The following is a 14,806-nucleotide window of genomic DNA, read 5'->3' as shown; positions in this document are numbered from 1 at the left end:
CCGGTACTCGCGGGAGCACCGGGCTTCGTCAAGGCGCCTCCGGGCAGGGCGATCCGGGCCCCTGCCGGGCGCTGGTCACGACTTGCTGACGGCCTTCGCGGACGACTTGCCCGTCGCCTTCGCGGTCGCCTTGTCCGACGCCTTCGCGGTCGGCTCGGCGGACGGGGAGGCCGACGTCTTTGCCGAGGGGGAGGTCTTCGCACCGTCGTCGGCGCCGACCGCCGCGACGGCCTCCTCGGCGGCCTTCAGGGCGTCCTTCAGGATGTCGGCGGACGAGGGGGACTTGGCGCCCGCGAACCCCGCGCCGTTGTAGGTGACGCTCACGACGACGTTCCCCGTGCGGGCCACGAGCGTCGCGTACTCGAAGTCCTCGCTCGACTTGGTGAGGCCGTACGTGACCGAGGTGGCCTGCTCACCGAGACCGGCGGCGGGCTTGGCCGACACCTTCTTGGCCCCTTCGGTCGCCTGGGTCTTGGCGACCTGCTTCGTGTACTCGTCCGTCGCGCGCTTCGCACCGCTGCCCAGGGACTGGTCGGAGTCGAAGCGGGTGAATCCGACGTCGAGCCAGCGGTACTGGGAGCCCTTCACGCCGTTGTCGTCCAGGCCGTTCCAGGAGCAGCCGCCGCGGACCGAGGTGTCGCTGGACTTGCCGGGGGTGCCGCCCTTGTTCTTGGTCTTCGGGACCAGGTCCTCGATCGTCTTCTTGCCGATCGACGTGCAGGCGTCGGGCAGCGCGTCGAACTTGGCGGGCTCGACGGTCGGCTCGGCCTTCTTCGCGCTCGGAGAGGCCGAGGAGCCCGACTCCTTCGCGTCGCCGGAGTCCGACGAGCAGCCGGCGACGACGAGCATCACCGGAACGGCGGCGCAGGCGAGTATGCGGGACAGTCGCGGGGCTGATCGGTGCATGGTTCCTTCACTCGGACGGCACGGCGGTCTCGGTCGTGCGGGCGGTCGGACGGTACGCCGGTCGGGCGTTCGCGGTTTCGGACGGTACGTCGGGCCGTACGTCGCGGTCGTACACCTTCGGGCACGCCGCTCGGTACGTCGGTCGGGGGCCACGGTACGACGGACCGGGACCGGATGCCGCCTCCGGCCGAAGACCCCGGGGTGCGCAGGAGGCCCCGGCCGGGGCGGTCGTGGGGCCCGGTCAGTCGATGAGCGTCTCGGCCAGCTTCCGCGCCAGGGCCTGGGCCTTCTCCTGCAGTTCCCTGCTGTCGGGGACCGCGGTGACCCGGGCCGGCTGCTCGGTGTACTGGACGGTCACGATGACGTTCGATGTGCGGAACACCACGCTCACGGTGCGGTGCTGTGCGGTGGAACCTGCCCGGGTGAGCTCGTCGTCCAGGAACGCGGCATCCCCGAGCTCGTCGAGCAGCCGCGGCCGGAGATCCTCGTCGGGGTCGACGCCGGCGGTGCTGCCGGACGGGTCGGCGGAGGGCGAGGCGGAGGAGGCGCCGCTCGGGGAGGCGGAAGGCGTGCCGGCGGCCGGCGCTGAGGCGGAGCCGCTGGGCTTCTCGCTGGGGGTGACCCCGGCCGACGTGGGGAGAGAAGCGGCCTCCTCCTTCGTGGCGTACACCTCCCGTGCGCGGTCGTCGTCGCTCACCGAGGGGTCGTACGACACGACGCGCTCGAAGTCGATGGACAGGTTCCTGGAGGCGTCCGGGGCGTCCGACTTCCAGCGGCAGCCGACCTTGCGGTCGGTGTCGTAGGTGACGGTGGCCGTGCCCCCGTACACCTTCTCCTGCTGCTCCTCGGACAGTCCGGTGGCGCCCGGCAGCAGGTCCTTGAGCATGGCGACCGGCACGGCGCGGCAGGATTCGGGCAGCGTCCGGTACTTCCCCGGGGGCGCGGCGGTGACCGTCGGGCTGCCGGGCTTGCTGTCGGCGTCGGGGTCGTCGGCGCCGGAGCCGGCGCTGCAGCCGGCGACGAGCGCGAGGAGGAGCGCGACGCCGGGTACGTACGCCATGTGTCGCACGGTCCCAGGCTCCCTTCGGTACGAAAACGGGTTGCCGCTCGATGGCGGCCGATGGACACAATGTGTATCGCACGCGCCGCTGTGAATGCCGGTCGGCCGACCTTTATGCCGACCTCGGCACCGGTTTTGCGCTTTCAGTCTTTTCGGGGGAATCGAGGGGTTATGTCTTATGTAGAGGTGCCGGGGGCACAGGTTCCCATCCGTATGTGGGCGGATCCGGCGTCGGTCGAGGACGGCGCGATGCAGCAGCTGCGCAACGTCTCCACGCTGCCCTGGATCAAGGGCCTCGCGGTCATGCCGGACGTCCACTTCGGCAAGGGCGCGACCGTCGGTTCGGTGATCGCGATGCACGGCGCGGTCTGCCCGGCCGCGGTGGGCGTGGACATCGGCTGCGGGATGTCGGCAGTGAAGACGTCGCTGACGGCCAACGACCTGCCGGGAGATCTCTCGCGGCTCCGGTCGAAGATCGAGCAGGCGATTCCGGTGGGCCGGGGGATGCACGACGACGTGGTCGACCCGGGGAAGCTCCACGGCTTCCCGACCGCCGGCTGGGACGACTTCTGGTCGCGGTTCGACGGGGTCGCCGAGGCGGTCAGGTTCCGTCAGGAGCGGGCCACCAAGCAGATGGGAACGCTCGGGAGCGGGAACCACTTCATCGAGTTCTGCCTCGACGAGGCCGGCTCGGTGTGGCTGATGCTGCACTCCGGTTCCCGGAACATCGGCAAGGAGCTCGCCGACTTCCACATCGGGCAGGCCCAGAGGCTTCCGCACAACCAGGGCCTCGTCGACCGTGACCTGGCGGTGTTCATCGCGGACACCCCGCAGATGGCGGCGTACCGCAACGACCTGTTCTGGGCCCAGGAGTACGCCAAGTACAACCGCTCGATCATGATGGGTCTCTTCCAGGACGTGGTCCGGAAGGAATTCAAGAAGGCCGGGGTCACCTTCGAGCCGGTCATCTCCTGCCACCACAACTACGTGGCGGAGGAGCGGTACGACGGGATGGACCTGCTGGTCACCCGTAAGGGCGCGATTCGCGCGGGGTCCGGGGAGTTCGGCATCATCCCCGGATCGATGGGGACCGGTTCGTACATCGTGAAGGGTCTGGGGAACGCGAAGTCGTTCAACTCCGCCTCGCACGGCGCGGGCCGGCGGATGAGCAGGAACGCGGCCAAGCGGAGGTTCTCGACGCAGGACCTGGAGGACCAGACGCGGGGCGTGGAGTGCCGCAAGGACTCCGGTGTGGTGGACGAGATCCCGGCGGCGTACAAGCCGATCGAGCAGGTCATCGACCAGCAGCGGGACCTGGTCGAGGTCGTCGCGAAGCTCAAGCAGCTCGTGTGCGTGAAGGGCTGAGGCCGGGCACCACGTGAGCGGCAGGCCCCGGACCGGTCTCGGTCCGGGGCCTGCCGGTCGCTGTGAGCGTGCGCTGTGCGCTGTGAGCCGGTGGCCGCGGGGATCAGGAGACGGCGGCGGCCGTTCCGCCGCCGCCGGCCGCGACGCCGCCGCTCGGCCGGGGGGCGGAGAAGGGGGGCGTGTCCTGGCGGCACGTCGTCCCGGCCGGCGGGAGCGTGCCGTCGACGAAGTAGCGGCTCTCGTACTCCTGTACGCAGCTGCTGGGGTTGAGCAGGGCGGTGTGCCCGTATCCCTCGTTGGTGAGCAGGCGGGCGTCCGCCAGGGCATCGGTCATGGCGCGCGAGTTCGGGTAGGCGGTCGAGGGGTCGTACGTGGTGCCGACCACGAGGACGGGGTTCGCGGTCGGCCTGTCCCAGGGGCCTGTGTAGCGGTCGGGGGAGGCGGGCCAGGTGGCGCACCCCGCGGCCGCCCAGGTCCAGAAGCGCCCGCTGTCGCCCGCCCGGACTGCGGCGGCCTCCTCCAGCGCCTGGTAGCCGGCGGCCTCGCGCGGGTTGGGGCTGTCACCGCAGAGCACGGCGGCGGCCTGCTCCTCGCCCAGGTACGGATTCGGATCCGGTACCGGTGGAGCGGGCGGGAACGGCGCCGTCTCCGGGGTCCGGCCGTGCCACAGGGCCTCCAGCCGGGCGGCGAGGTCCGCCCACCCGCTGACGAGGTAGAGGGCGTTCACCGCGTCGGCGACCGTCCGGGCGTAGGTCCACGTGTCCACGGGCTCCTCCCGGAGCCGCTGCGTCAGCCGGCCGAACTTGTCCCGGGTGGCTTCCGGGGAGCCGGCCGAGAAGGCGCACCGGGCGGTGGGGGCCGAACCGCAGAGCTCGAGGAACTCGTCCAGGGTCGCGGCCGCGCTGCGGTCCGACCCCACGCGCAGGAACGTCGTGAGCCGGGCGTCGTCGGCCCCGTCGTTCGTCCAGGCGTCCGGGCCGATGTTGCTGTCGAGGGTCATGGCCCGGACCTTGTCGGGGAAGAGGTTGGCGTAGGTGGCGCCCAGGATCGTGCCGTAGGAGATCCCGTAGTAGTTGACCTGCCGCTCGCCCACAGCACGGCGGAGCTGGTCGAGGTCGCGAGCGGTGTCGGCGGTCGACACGTGGCTCAGGAGTCCGGGGTCCCGCTGCTGACAGCGCCGCGCCAGATCCTCGTACGCGGCGACGAAGGCCGCCCGCTCCTCCTCGCCCACCGGGAAGCCGGCCGCTTTGCCCGCGTTCCAGCCGGCGGCCTCCTGCGGACTCGCGAAGCAGTTCACGGCGGTGCTGCTGCCGACGCCGCGGGGATCCCAGCTGACGATGTCGAACCGTTCCCGCACCTCACGCGGGAAGAACTCGTAGTTCTGCGGCATCTGCACCGTCCCGGGCCCGCCGGGGCCGCCCGGGTTGAAGAACAGGGTGCCCATGCGCCGTCCGGGACCGGTGGCCTTCCGTCTGACGACGGCCAGCTCGATGGTGCGGCCACCTGGTCTCGTGTAGTCCAGCGGCACCTGCGCGGTCGCGCAGTCGAAGGGGCTGCCCTGCACGCAGGACGTCCAGTCCAGCTTCGGGGCGGGCACGGAAGGGGTGGACGCACCGTCGGCCGTGACGCGGTCCTGCCCGGTCAGTACCGCCGAACAGGTCATCACCGCGGCGATGACCGCGGCGTGACGTCGCCGACCCGCTATGAATCCGCGCAGGGGTTGTATGGGCATGCTCCGGCCTTCCCTCTCGGTGACTGGGCGCCCGGGGCCGCGGTCGACCGGTGCCGGGCACACTTCCGTGTCCACAACACAGGGGCCCGGTACCGCGCGCGAGGCGGCCGCATCCATATGGCCGATCCGGTCCGTGCCGGGGGTGCGGGCGGGCCCGGCAGCGGGTAGGAGGGGCCGCTCACGGTCCGTGGGGCCCGCCCGGCCGTCGCGACGAGGCCCTGCCGGGCCGCCGGATCCGTACGCGCGCGAGCCCCGGCACCCCCTCGCGGTGGAGGTCCGGGGCTCGCGCGCGTCGTCAGCCGGGGCGGGCCGGCCTTCAGAGTGTGCGGTGGACCTTGGAGTTGGAGGCCTGGGCGCGGGGGCGGACCACCAGGAGGTCGATGTTGACGTGGCTGGGGCGGGTGACCGCCCAGGTGATCGTGTCGGCCACGTCGTCGGCGGAGAGCGGGGCGTCCACACCCGCGTAGACCTTGGCGGCCTTCTCGGTGTCACCCCGGAAGCGGGTGGTGGCGAACTCCTCGGTCTTGACCATGCCGGGCGCGACCTCGATCACGCGGACCGGGGTGCCGACGATCTCCAGGCGCAGGGTCTCCGCCAGGACGTGCTCGCCGTGCTTGGCGGCGACGTAACCGCCACCGCCCTCGTAGGTGGAGAGACCGGCCGTCGAGGACAGGACCACGATCGTGCCGTCCCCGCTCGCGGTGAGGGCGGGGAGCAGGGCCTGGGTGACGTTGAGGGTGCCGATGACGTTGGTCTCGTACATCTGGCGCCAGTCCGCGGGGTCGCCCGTGGCGACGGGGTCCGCGCCCAGTGCGCCGCCCGCGTTGTTGACGAGGACGGCCAGGGACCGGAACGCGGTGGCGAACTCGTCGACCGCCGCGCGGTCGGTGACGTCCAGGGCGTAGGCCGCTGCCTGGTGGCCCGCTTCGGTGAGCTCGGCGGCCAGTGTCTCTATGCGGTCCTTGCGGCGTGCGGTGAGCACCACGCGGTATCCGGCTGCGGCCAGCTGCCTGGCGGTCGCGGCGCCGATGCCGCTGCTCGCGCCGGTGATGACGGCGATGGGGGTGGCGGCCATACGAACTCCTCGGGCGGCTGATCGGTACGCGGCCAGGATAGGCGGGCGTTCCCGGCGCGGGTTCAGTGGTTACGGGGGGCGTACATGATCAACGCCATGCCGGCCAGGCAGACCAGTGCGCCGGTCACGTCCCAGCGGTCGGGCCGGTACCCGTCGGCGACCACGCCCCAGGCGATCGAACCGGCGACGAACACCCCGCCGTACGCCGCCAGGATGCGGCCGAAGTCACCGTCCGGCTGGAGGGTGGCCACGAAGCCGTACGCGCCGAGGGCGATGACGCCCGCGCCGATCCAGATCCAGCCGCGGTGCTCCCGCACGCCCTGCCAGACGAGCCAGGCGCCCCCGATCTCGAAGAGCGCGGCGACGACGAAGAGGGCGACGGAACGGGCGACGAGCATGCGGCCAGGGTGTCACGCGGGTGCGGGGGAACAGCGCGGAGGCCCGGCTGCGTGTGCGGGCCGCGGCGGGGAGCGTGCCGGGCGGGCGGGGAGGGCCCGTCAGGCCGTCGGCGCCTGGCTCCCCGCTCCGCCGAAGTCGCGCACCGCCTCCGCGACGACGGCTTCCAGGCGGGCGTGGTGGGCGCCCCTCCAGTACACCCGGCCGCAGGCGGTGCACTGCGCGAACACGTCGTACGACGCCTGCGTGCCCTGCTCCAGGCGGGCGCTCACGGAGTCCTTGTCCGCCTCCGTCAGTTCCCCGTTGCAGGCGGTGCAGCGGGTCCACGGCGCGAGTGCGGGGGCGAAGCGGCCCAGCACGTCGCGGAGCTGCTCGTCGGGCCGGTCGCTGTAGACGTACGCCCCCGCCCAGATCTCCCTGCGCCGGAGCAGCCCCCGGTCGCGGGAGAGCATGACGCGTCGCTGCTCCGCCGAGAGGGTGGCGAGCGCCGGGTCGCCGATGTCCTCGCTCTCGTACGCCGCGTCCACGCCCAGGAGCCGCAACCGCCGGGCGAGGGTGCCGAGATGGACGTCGAGCAGGAAGCGCAGCGGTGCGCCGGGGACCTGCTGGGGGCGTCGCACCGCCCGTACCTCGACCAGTTCCCCCGCGCCGGGGATGTGTGACACGGGCACGGGGCGGCCGTCGACCAGGAGCTGCCCGGCCTCGGTGAGCGGCACGCCGAGGGACTCGACGACGTGTCCGAGGGTCGACGAACCGTCCGTGGTGACGGAGGTGCGCCCACGGCGGCGGTCGTGTGCGACGAAGAGCCGCAGTTCCGGCGCTACTTCGACGGTGATCTCGGGTCCGTTCACCCGGTCAGGATGCCACCCCGCCGGGCGCTGCAGCGACAGGTTTCCGGCTGCCGCGGCTCGGTGACGGCCCGCCCCGGCGCGTTGCCGGAGGGCGGGGGGCCGCCGAGGGCCCGTCGCCCTCCGGCCGGGAACGCCACGCGCGGCACACCGGGGCAGGGGCCGCGCCGGTGGCGGGGGCGTCAGTGCTGCGCGAAGGCGGTCGGGGGTACCCCCACCGTGGCCGTGAAGTCCCTGACCAGGTGTGCCTGGTCGCTGTAGCCGAGATCGGCGGCGAGCTCCGCCCAGTCGGGCTCCGGGTCCGTCCCGGCGCGCTGCAGCGCCTCGTGGATGCGGTGGCGGAGGATGACCCACTTGGGCCCGACTCCCACATAGGCGGAGAACAGGCGCTGCAGCGAGCGCACGGACAGACCACCCGCGCGGGCGAGGGCGTCGACCCGCAGCAGCGAGCGGTCCGTGCGCGCGAGTTCGGCGAGCTCGGTGGCGAGTCGCGCCTGGGGGTCCGGAGGAGGGAGGAGCGGCACCAGGTACGAGTCCAGTGCTCCGACGCGGGCGTCCTCGTCGGCAGGGTCGAGCACCGTCCGCGCCGTCGCCGACGCGGAGGGCCCGTGCCCGGCGACGGCCAGAGCCTCGTCGGCCGGGACCCGGCGGCCGGTCCACTCCGACACGGGCCGGTCCGGGGCGAACGGCCGGAAGGCCCCGGGCCTGAACTTCACGCCGCACACCCGGCCCCTGCCCTCCAGCCGCCGGCTGAACAGGCCCTGCACGACGCCGTAGACCTCGGCGGAGCCGGCCCGCTCCCGTTCACCGCCCGGCTCCGTCCGCTGGAAGACCAGGTGGACGCTCGGGTGCGGCACCACGTGCGAGGTGTAGGGCTCGGACAGGTCCCAGTCGATCAGCCAGTAGTGCTCGACGTGGGCCCGCAGCGCGGGGGCGGGGTCGCGGAGGCGGAAGTGGACGCGGGTGAACAGGTCAGGGGCGTCGACGATGCCCCGTGTCTCGCGTCCGGATCCGGCCATGGCGGGATCTTAGGGCGCGCGCGAGCCGCCGCTGTCGTGTTTCTTCAAGACGCCGTGTCCTGCGGGGGGCATCGTCGGAGGCATGAAGACGATCAGTGAACTCCTCGAAGGAGCAGCCGCGCGGGCGGTCCCCGTCGTGCGGGGCGTCGAAGACGACCAGCTGGCCCTCGCCACACCGTGCAGCGAGTACGACGTCCGGGCCTTGCTGAACCACCTCCTTCTCGTGATCGAGAACTTCCGGGCCCTGGCGGCCAAGGGGTCCACCGACTTCAGCCGCACGGAGGACGTCGTCACGGGGGACTGGCGCGGCCGGTTCGACGACGAGACGGCGCTGCTGGTGAAGGCCTGGGCCGCGCCCGGCGCGGAGGAAGGGACGACCGGGGGCATGCAGATGCCGGCCAGAACGGTGGGGCTCATGGTGCTGGGGGACCTGACCGTGCATGCCTGGGACCTGGCCCGGGCGACGGGCCAGGACTTCGTGCCCGACCCTGTCGTGGTCGCGGAGCTGGAGCCGGGCTTGGCCGCCATGGCCCCGCAGGCCCGGGAGATGAAGGTGTTCGGCGAGCCGTTCCCCGTGGCGCCCGGGGCTACGGCCTTCGAGCGGGTGCTGGCCGTCACGGGCCGCGATCCCGGCTGGCGTCCGCCCCGCCGCTGACGGCGGCGGTGTGGCCGGCCGGGTGCGGCTGGAGATCACTCCTCGGCCACGGGATCGCGGTGACGGTCGTCACGGTGATCCGCGCCGTCGGATACCTCACACTCGCCCGTCACGACCGCGCCCGAGCGCCTCGGGCGCGGTCGCGACAGGCCGCCAGGAAGCGACGTGAGGGGCCCGTCCGCCCGGCGGATCCCGCCGGGCGGAGCCGGGGTGGCCCGGCCCGCCCGAGATGTGTGCCGCTCGTGAAGGTTCGCGGTGGGGGCTGTGTGCCCGTCCCCCCGGGGCCTCCCCGGTACGAGGGGGTGGGTTGCCATCCGCTCCCCCGCTGGGCAATGGTTGCCGAAGGGAAAGCAATTTTCGTCCAGTTGGAAGGTGGTGCGACTCGCCGTAGGCGGGTCCCCCCTCATGGCCCGTCAGAAGGAACAGATCGATTCGAGAACTCAGCAGCTTCCGCAGTCCGACCGGTGGGGCTCCGCCCCCTACGCCGTGATCGTCGTCGACAGGACGGGCACGGTCGTCGACCTCAACCCGGCCGCCACCGCGCTCCTGGAGGACGCGGCTCAGGGCGGCGCGCTGTCGGAGACCGTGCCGCCGTGGCTGGCACGGGCCCATCAGGAGACGACGCACCCGACCGGCCGCCCGCTCGGTGACCACCCCCTTCCCGCAGCCCGCCCCGCCTTCCGGGGCCGGATCGGTGCCCGGAACTTCGAGGCCCACCCGGTCCCCCACCAGGACGGTGACGTGGCGTGGTGGCTGGTCGACGACACCGGCCGCCTCCTCGTCGAGGAGGAACTCGCCTCGGAACGGGAGCGAACCGCCTTCCTGGCCGAGGCGTCGAACGTACTGCTGGCGTCGCTGAACACCGATCGCTGCATGCAGGTCACCGCCCAGCTCGCCTCCCAGCACCTCGCCGAGGCCGCCGTCGTCATCATGCCCGCGGCGGGCCGGCAGCTCCCCATGGCGTACGCGGTCGGAGGCGGGGCGGCGGTCCGCGGGACGGTGACGGCGGACCCCGTCCAGGTCCCCGGCCTGAGCGAGGCGCTGCAGGGCTTCCCGCCCGTCCCGTCCCGGTGGATCGACCCCGCCGCACTGCCCGACTGGCTCATCCCCGAGGGATTCACCGGCACCGTGGGCTCGGCCGCCGTCACCCCTCTGCCGGGCCACGGGGTCCCGGCCGGCGTCCTGGTCCTGCTGCGCAGCACCGGGACCACCGAGTTCAACGAGAGCGAAGAGGTCTTCGCCCGGCTGTTCGCCGCACGGGCCGGTGCGGCCCTGTCCGCGGCGCGGCTGTACGCGGAGCAGAGCGACATAACCCGCACCCTGATGCGGGACCTGCTGCCGCCCCGGCTGGACCGGGTGAACGGGGTGGAGTTCGCCGGCGGCTATCAGCCCGCCGCGGCGCGGGACCGGGTGGGCGGCGACTTCTACGACGTACACCCCGGCAGCACACCTGACGACCCGTCCCTGGCGGTCCTCGGCGACGTGTGCGGAAAGGGCCTGGACGCAGCCGTCCTCACCGGAAAGATCCGCAACACGCTGCAGGCGCTGACACCGATGGCGGGCGACCACGAGCGGATGCTGCGGCTGCTCAACGGGGCGCTCCTCAACTCGCACCACACCCGCTTCGCGACCCTGGTGCTCGCTTCGGTCCGGCGCAAGGAGAACCGGGTGCGCCTGCGCCTCACGTCGGCGGGGCACCCCGCCCCCCTGGTGATCCGCAACGACGGCCGTGTCGAGGAGATCGAGACCCGGGGGACCCTGGTCGGGGCGCTGCCCCACATCGAGGTCCGCACCGTGGAGACCGACCTCCGTCCGGGCGAGACGTGCCTGCTCTACACCGACGGCGTCACCGAGGCACGCGGCGGGCCCCTCGGCGACGAACTGTACGGTGAGGAGCGGCTGATGCGGGCCCTCGGGGAGTGCGCCGGCATGCCGGGCACGGCCGTGGTCGAGCGTGTCCAGATGCTCGCGTCCCAGTGGCTGCACGACGGCCGGCACGACGACATGGCCCTCGTCGCGATCACCGCCCCGCTGACCACGCATCTGAGCGCGGTGGACGGCCACACCCGGGGCAGGTACACGGCATGAGCACTCACACTCCTGCCGCGCCCCGGGTGCGCGGCCTCCAGGACCGGCTGTGGGCCGCGGTGACCGACCGGGACGAACACGCGGCCGCCGAAGTGGTCTTCACCGCGCTGGACGACGGAATCGACGCGGAGACCGCGCTGCTGGACGTCATCGCCCCCGTGCAGGAACGGGTCGGCACCGAATGGGCGGCCAACCGCCTCAGCGTGGCGCAGGAACACGCGGCGAGCGCCATCGCCGAGCGGGTCATCGCCGCGCTGGCCCACCACCCCGCCGGACGCACCGAGCCGTGGCGGGGCCGGGTCACCGTGGCGTGCGTGGACCAGGAATGGCACGTGCTCCCTGCGCGTCTGCTGGCCGAGGTCCTCACCCTGCGCGGATGGCAGGTCGACTTCCTCGGGGCACAGGTGCCCACGCCGCACCTCATCGGGCACCTGCACAACCACGGTGCGGACGTGGTCGCGCTCTCCTCCTCGATCCCCACCCGGCTGCCCACGGCTCACGCGGCGATCACCGCATGCCAGGCGGTGGGGGTACCCGTACTGGCCGGCGGTGCGGCGTTCGGGTCCGACGGCAGGCACGCACGCCGGCTGGGTGCCGACGCCTGGGAGCCCGACGCGCGCTCCGCGGCGCGCCGCATCGCGGACGGCCTCCCGGTGCCGATTCCCGCCGCCGGCAGGCAGCAGATAGACGATCTGCCGCACCTGGGCGACCAGGAGTACACGCTCGTCGCCCGCAGCAGGACGCAGCTGGTGCGGGAGGTGCTGGCACAGCTCGAGAGCCGCTTCCCCGCGGCGGCGGCCTACACGGAGCAGCAACGGGAGCACACGGCACAGGACATCGCCCACATCGTCGACTACCTGGGCGTGGCCCTCTACATGGACGACGACGAACTCTTCACCGGCTTCCTGGAGTGGACGGCGGGCATTCTCGAGGCCCGCCGGGTCCCGGCCGCGTCCCTGACACCGGTCCTCGACGTCCTGGGGACGGAGCTCAAGGACTTCCCCCGGTCCACCCGGCTGCTCGGCCGCGCACACACCGTCGTGGACGCCTTCCTGGCAACCGCCGGTCCCCGACCCCGGAGACTCGGATGACCGAACACCCGTGTCCGCCCCTCACGCTGGCGGTCGAGGCCGGTCCGGGTGCCGTACGGCTGCGTCTCGCCGGTGACCTGGACTACGACACCAGCGAGCAGTTCGTGGAACGGGCCCAGGCGTGCCTCGCCGCCGACCACGCCGTGCGCGACCTCTTCCTGGACTGCTCCGGGCTACGGCTGTGCGACTCGATGGGGGTCGCCAGCCTCCTGCTGATCCACCGTGGCACGGCGTCCCGCGGTGCGGTGCTGCACCTGGAGCACCCGCCCCCCTTCCTCCGCAGGATCCTGGACGTCACGGGGACCCTGCACCTCTTCGCCCTCGACGAGGCCGGCCGGGAGGCCGAGCAGGCGGAGGACGGCCCGCCACCGGCCGACGCCCGCTACCGGGCGGCCCCGCCGCCCGCCCCCTCCGGCTGACGCGCTGTCGCGTCAGCCGTCGCCGCCCGGTGGCCAGGGAGCGGCCGGCGGCGCGCCGAGGGCCGCGTCGAGCGTCGGATAGCTCCGGAGCACCCGGTCGACACCCGCGACGCGCAGGAGCCGCGTCAGGGCCGTGCCCGGCGCGGCGATGCGCAGCTCCGTCCGCTGGTGCACCTCGATGAGGAGACTGAGGAACGACGAGTCCGCGAAGGTGATCCCGGACGCGTCCAGTACGACGACCTCGTACCCGGCCACGGCCTGCCACAGGGCGAGGAAGAGCGGATCGATGGTGTCGGAGTCGAGATCGCCCCGGGCCCGGACGACCCAGTGACCGTTGATCTCGCCTTCGGCCGCCACCACGGGCAAGCGGGCCGGGGCGGAGTTCTCGAGGGGCTCGCGGACCATGCGGGAAATTATGCCAACTCTCCGGCCCCCGCCGTGCGGACGCCCGGCTCCGGCGTGCGGCACCCTCCCGTGGCACGTCGCCGCCGCGAAGACGGCCGGCGCGGCCTGTCACTCAGACGAGGGCGACCAGCGCGACGATGTGCTTGCCGCCGGGGAGGTCCGTGACGGAGACCCGCTTGGTCAGGCGGCGCACCAGGAGCCAGCCGTAGCCACCGACGGGGGCGGCGGCCGGATCGCGTTCCGCGGTGACCGGCGCCCGCGTACTGGCGTCGGCGACGGTGAGGAGGAGCCCCTCGTCGGTGATCTCGGCGGAGAACCCGGTGAGCCCGCCGCCGTGCCTGAAGGCGTTGGTCACCAGCTCCGAGGTCACCAGGAGGGCGTCGGCCACCACGACGTCGGCCGGGACCTCCCCGCCCAGTCCGCAGAACCGCGACTCCAGGAGCCGGGTGACGACGTCACGAGCGGCGGCCGCGTTGGGCGGCACGGAGGGCATGCGGCCCCCGCCCGCCGACTCCTCCGGAGCAGGCGGGCCGACGGCATTCTCCGGCCCCTCTGCCGTGGTCCTGCCGCCCCGCGACACTTCTCGATCCCCGTTCATACTTCCTGCGCCTGCCCGGACGGGCCCACGTCACACTTCCTGCCGGAGGCCGGCGGGGGACGGCGTGGCCCGCGGCCGGTCAGCATGTCAGTGCCGCGTCCACCGTGTCGGCGAACGTGAAGGCGCCCAGCGTGCCGGAGACCTCGAAGAGCCGGCGGACTTCCGTGCCCAGCGGTCCGGCCAGCACCAGCCGCACCCCGGCCGCGGCATGGCGGTGCTGGGCGTCCAGCAGGACGTGCAGCCCTGTCGAGTCGGCGAACTCCAGCCGGGACAGGTCCGCCACGGTCAGCCGCCCGCCGCCGTCGGCGGCCGCCTCCAGCGCCTCGACCAGTCCGGAAGGACCCGACCACCCGTCCAGGCTTCCCCGGACACGGATCAGCACCACACCGTCGTCGGTGGCCTCCACGGCCACACGCAGTTCATCTGCCGCCATGCGTCACATGTTCCTACACCGGGGGCGAGGCGTGGAGCCCGCACCCGGTCACCCCTCGTCGGTGCCGCGTACGGGGCGCCCCTCGCCGGACCGTCCGCTGCCGCGTCAGGGCCACACCAGGCAGTACGCCTGGTGTCCCGCGTCGTGCAGCCGGTGCGAGAAGTCCTGCCACTCGTGGAGCAGCTGGTAGACGTTGAACGCGTCGCGCGGGCCGCCGCGGTCCGGGACCGTGGACCAGATGAAGGCCGCCGCGCCGACCGATTCCTCACCGACGTCCCGCAGGGGGTCGACCACGGTCATCGGCAGCTTGACCACCGCGTAGTCGGGATGGAGCACGACCAGCTCCAGCGGGGGGACCTTGTTCAGGGGTATGCCCTGTATGCCGGTGAGGACCATGGCCGCCACCGTCTCGGGCTTGATCTTGCTGAACATGCCGCCCATGCCCAGTTCGTCGCCCCCCAGCTCTTCGGGGCGCATCGAAATCGGCACACGTGCGGCGGTGGCCCCGTCGGGGGCACCGAAGTACTTGTAGGTCACCCCCACCCGTCCACTGCTCCTGCTCCCCGAACCGTCGACGCCGCCCGCCTGGGCGTCCCGTGCGCGCTCGGCCTCGCGCTCGGCCCTGCGCCGGTGCCGCCCTCGCCGGGCAGGCTCGGGCCCCAGGTCGTCGGTCCCTTCGCCCACTCCGCCACCGCGATGCATATCTCATCCACCCG

16 protein-coding genes are annotated in these 14,806 nt (G+C 73.0%); 5 read left to right on the top strand and 11 right to left on the bottom strand.

Features of this window, described 5'->3' with window-relative positions; genetic code table 11:
- Positions 1 to 75: 75 nt before the first annotated feature.
- Positions 76 to 906 carry a DUF3558 domain-containing protein gene (locus tag OO67_RS18375; RefSeq protein WP_033301660.1) on the bottom strand — a complete coding sequence of 277 codons (831 nt, stop codon included), beginning with the start codon at positions 904 to 906 and terminating at the stop codon, positions 76 to 78.
- 241 nt (positions 907 to 1,147) lie between these two features.
- On the bottom strand, positions 1,148 to 1,966 hold the full coding sequence (locus OO67_RS18370) for a hypothetical protein (protein WP_033301657.1): 819 nt from the start codon (positions 1,964 to 1,966) through the stop codon (positions 1,148 to 1,150).
- A gap of 171 nt (positions 1,967 to 2,137) precedes the next feature.
- On the opposite strand from OO67_RS18370, the gene OO67_RS18365 reads away from it, so the two are divergent.
- A complete protein-coding gene (locus tag OO67_RS18365; protein ID WP_033301655.1) occupies positions 2,138 to 3,331 on the top strand; it encodes an RtcB family protein in 1,194 nt (397 codons plus the stop codon).
- 103 nt (positions 3,332 to 3,434) lie between these two features.
- Here the strand turns inward: OO67_RS18365 and OO67_RS18360 are convergent, their stop codons facing one another.
- The 5 genes from OO67_RS18360 to OO67_RS18340 all read right to left on the bottom strand — a co-directional run bounded on the left by OO67_RS18360 (position 3,435) and on the right by OO67_RS18340 (position 8,401).
- Positions 3,435 to 5,063: an alpha/beta hydrolase gene (locus tag OO67_RS18360; RefSeq protein WP_033301653.1), complete on the bottom strand. Its 1,629-nt coding sequence runs from the start codon at positions 5,061 to 5,063 to the stop codon at positions 3,435 to 3,437.
- Positions 5,064 to 5,379: 316 nt separating this feature from the next.
- The gene (locus tag OO67_RS18355) at positions 5,380 to 6,138 is read right to left on the bottom strand and encodes an SDR family NAD(P)-dependent oxidoreductase (protein ID WP_033301652.1); all 759 of its coding nucleotides are present in this window, start codon (positions 6,136 to 6,138) and stop codon (positions 5,380 to 5,382) included.
- Positions 6,139 to 6,200: 62 nt separating this feature from the next.
- Positions 6,201 to 6,536, bottom strand: coding sequence for a YnfA family protein (locus OO67_RS18350; RefSeq protein WP_033301651.1), 336 nt, complete (start codon positions 6,534 to 6,536; stop codon positions 6,201 to 6,203).
- Between the two features lie 99 nt (positions 6,537 to 6,635).
- On the bottom strand, positions 6,636 to 7,385 hold the full coding sequence (locus tag OO67_RS18345) for a Mut7-C RNAse domain-containing protein (RefSeq protein WP_033301649.1): 750 nt from the start codon (positions 7,383 to 7,385) through the stop codon (positions 6,636 to 6,638).
- A 179-nt stretch (positions 7,386 to 7,564) separates the two neighbouring features.
- Complete coding sequence (locus OO67_RS18340; protein ID WP_033301647.1) at positions 7,565 to 8,401, bottom strand: helix-turn-helix domain-containing protein; 837 nt, start codon at positions 8,399 to 8,401, stop codon at positions 7,565 to 7,567.
- 82 nt (positions 8,402 to 8,483) lie between these two features.
- Here OO67_RS18340 and OO67_RS18335 point away from each other — a divergent pair, with 82 nt between their 5' ends.
- The 4 genes from OO67_RS18335 (at position 8,484) to OO67_RS18320 (ending at position 12,654) form a co-directional block, all read left to right on the top strand.
- Positions 8,484 to 9,056: a TIGR03086 family metal-binding protein gene (locus tag OO67_RS18335; RefSeq protein WP_033301645.1), complete on the top strand. Its 573-nt coding sequence runs from the start codon at positions 8,484 to 8,486 to the stop codon at positions 9,054 to 9,056.
- A gap of 405 nt (positions 9,057 to 9,461) precedes the next feature.
- On the top strand, positions 9,462 to 11,144 hold the full coding sequence (locus OO67_RS18330; protein ID WP_078598067.1) for a SpoIIE family protein phosphatase: 1,683 nt from the start codon (positions 9,462 to 9,464) through the stop codon (positions 11,142 to 11,144).
- Positions 11,141 to 12,235 carry a cobalamin B12-binding domain-containing protein gene (locus OO67_RS18325; protein WP_033301643.1) on the top strand — a complete coding sequence of 365 codons (1,095 nt, stop codon included), beginning with the start codon at positions 11,141 to 11,143 and terminating at the stop codon, positions 12,233 to 12,235. The genes OO67_RS18330 and OO67_RS18325 overlap by 4 nt, the downstream gene beginning before the upstream one ends.
- Entirely contained in the window at positions 12,232 to 12,654 is a 423-nt protein-coding gene (locus OO67_RS18320) for an STAS domain-containing protein (RefSeq protein ID WP_033301640.1), read from the top strand. The genes OO67_RS18325 and OO67_RS18320 overlap by 4 nt, the downstream gene beginning before the upstream one ends.
- A gap of 12 nt (positions 12,655 to 12,666) precedes the next feature.
- Here OO67_RS18320 and OO67_RS18315 read toward each other — a convergent pair whose 3' ends face one another.
- The 4 genes from OO67_RS18315 to OO67_RS18300 all read right to left on the bottom strand — a co-directional run bounded on the left by OO67_RS18315 (position 12,667) and on the right by OO67_RS18300 (position 14,792).
- Positions 12,667 to 13,059, bottom strand: coding sequence for an STAS domain-containing protein (locus tag OO67_RS18315; protein ID WP_033301637.1), 393 nt, complete (start codon positions 13,057 to 13,059; stop codon positions 12,667 to 12,669).
- A gap of 112 nt (positions 13,060 to 13,171) precedes the next feature.
- The gene (locus OO67_RS18310; protein ID WP_051709523.1) at positions 13,172 to 13,552 is read right to left on the bottom strand and encodes an ATP-binding protein; all 381 of its coding nucleotides are present in this window, start codon (positions 13,550 to 13,552) and stop codon (positions 13,172 to 13,174) included.
- Positions 13,553 to 13,736: 184 nt separating this feature from the next.
- Positions 13,737 to 14,090, bottom strand: coding sequence for an STAS domain-containing protein (locus OO67_RS18305; RefSeq protein WP_033301634.1), 354 nt, complete (start codon positions 14,088 to 14,090; stop codon positions 13,737 to 13,739).
- 105 nt (positions 14,091 to 14,195) lie between these two features.
- Positions 14,196 to 14,792 (bottom strand): hypothetical protein, encoded by a 597-nt coding sequence (locus OO67_RS18300; protein ID WP_078598065.1) that lies wholly within the window; start codon positions 14,790 to 14,792, stop codon positions 14,196 to 14,198.
- Positions 14,793 to 14,806: the final 14 nt, after the last annotated feature.

Source organism: Streptomyces atroolivaceus (assembly GCF_000717025.1).
Taxonomy (GTDB): domain Bacteria; phylum Actinomycetota; class Actinomycetes; order Streptomycetales; family Streptomycetaceae; genus Streptomyces; species Streptomyces atroolivaceus.
The sequence above is the reverse complement of the archived record's forward strand: the minus strand, read 5'-3'. Positions and strand labels throughout refer to the sequence as shown.

What these genes read in the sequence shown, in the direction of transcription:
- OO67_RS18375 (WP_033301660.1), bottom strand. Translation starts at nt 906, where the DNA reads ATGCACCGATCAGCCCCGCGACTGTCCCGCATACTCGCCTGCGCCGCC.
- OO67_RS18370 (WP_033301657.1), bottom strand. Translation starts at nt 1,966, where the DNA reads ATGGCGTACGTACCCGGCGTCGCGCTCCTCCTCGCGCTCGTCGCCGGC.
- OO67_RS18365 (WP_033301655.1), top strand. Translation starts at nt 2,138, where the DNA reads ATGTCTTATGTAGAGGTGCCGGGGGCACAGGTTCCCATCCGTATGTGG.
- OO67_RS18360 (WP_033301653.1), bottom strand. Translation starts at nt 5,063, where the DNA reads ATGCCCATACAACCCCTGCGCGGATTCATAGCGGGTCGGCGACGTCAC.
- OO67_RS18355 (WP_033301652.1), bottom strand. Translation starts at nt 6,138, where the DNA reads ATGGCCGCCACCCCCATCGCCGTCATCACCGGCGCGAGCAGCGGCATC.
- OO67_RS18350 (WP_033301651.1), bottom strand. Translation starts at nt 6,536, where the DNA reads ATGCTCGTCGCCCGTTCCGTCGCCCTCTTCGTCGTCGCCGCGCTCTTC.
- OO67_RS18340 (WP_033301647.1), bottom strand. Translation starts at nt 8,401, where the DNA reads ATGGCCGGATCCGGACGCGAGACACGGGGCATCGTCGACGCCCCTGAC.
- OO67_RS18335 (WP_033301645.1), top strand. Translation starts at nt 8,484, where the DNA reads ATGAAGACGATCAGTGAACTCCTCGAAGGAGCAGCCGCGCGGGCGGTC.
- OO67_RS18330 (WP_078598067.1), top strand. Translation starts at nt 9,462, where the DNA reads ATGGCCCGTCAGAAGGAACAGATCGATTCGAGAACTCAGCAGCTTCCG.
- OO67_RS18325 (WP_033301643.1), top strand. Translation starts at nt 11,141, where the DNA reads ATGAGCACTCACACTCCTGCCGCGCCCCGGGTGCGCGGCCTCCAGGAC.
- OO67_RS18320 (WP_033301640.1), top strand. Translation starts at nt 12,232, where the DNA reads ATGACCGAACACCCGTGTCCGCCCCTCACGCTGGCGGTCGAGGCCGGT.
- OO67_RS18315 (WP_033301637.1), bottom strand. Translation starts at nt 13,059, where the DNA reads ATGGTCCGCGAGCCCCTCGAGAACTCCGCCCCGGCCCGCTTGCCCGTG.
- OO67_RS18310 (WP_051709523.1), bottom strand. Translation starts at nt 13,552, where the DNA reads ATGCCCTCCGTGCCGCCCAACGCGGCCGCCGCTCGTGACGTCGTCACC.
- OO67_RS18305 (WP_033301634.1), bottom strand. Translation starts at nt 14,090, where the DNA reads ATGGCGGCAGATGAACTGCGTGTGGCCGTGGAGGCCACCGACGACGGT.
- OO67_RS18300 (WP_078598065.1), bottom strand. Translation starts at nt 14,792, where the DNA reads ATGCATCGCGGTGGCGGAGTGGGCGAAGGGACCGACGACCTGGGGCCC.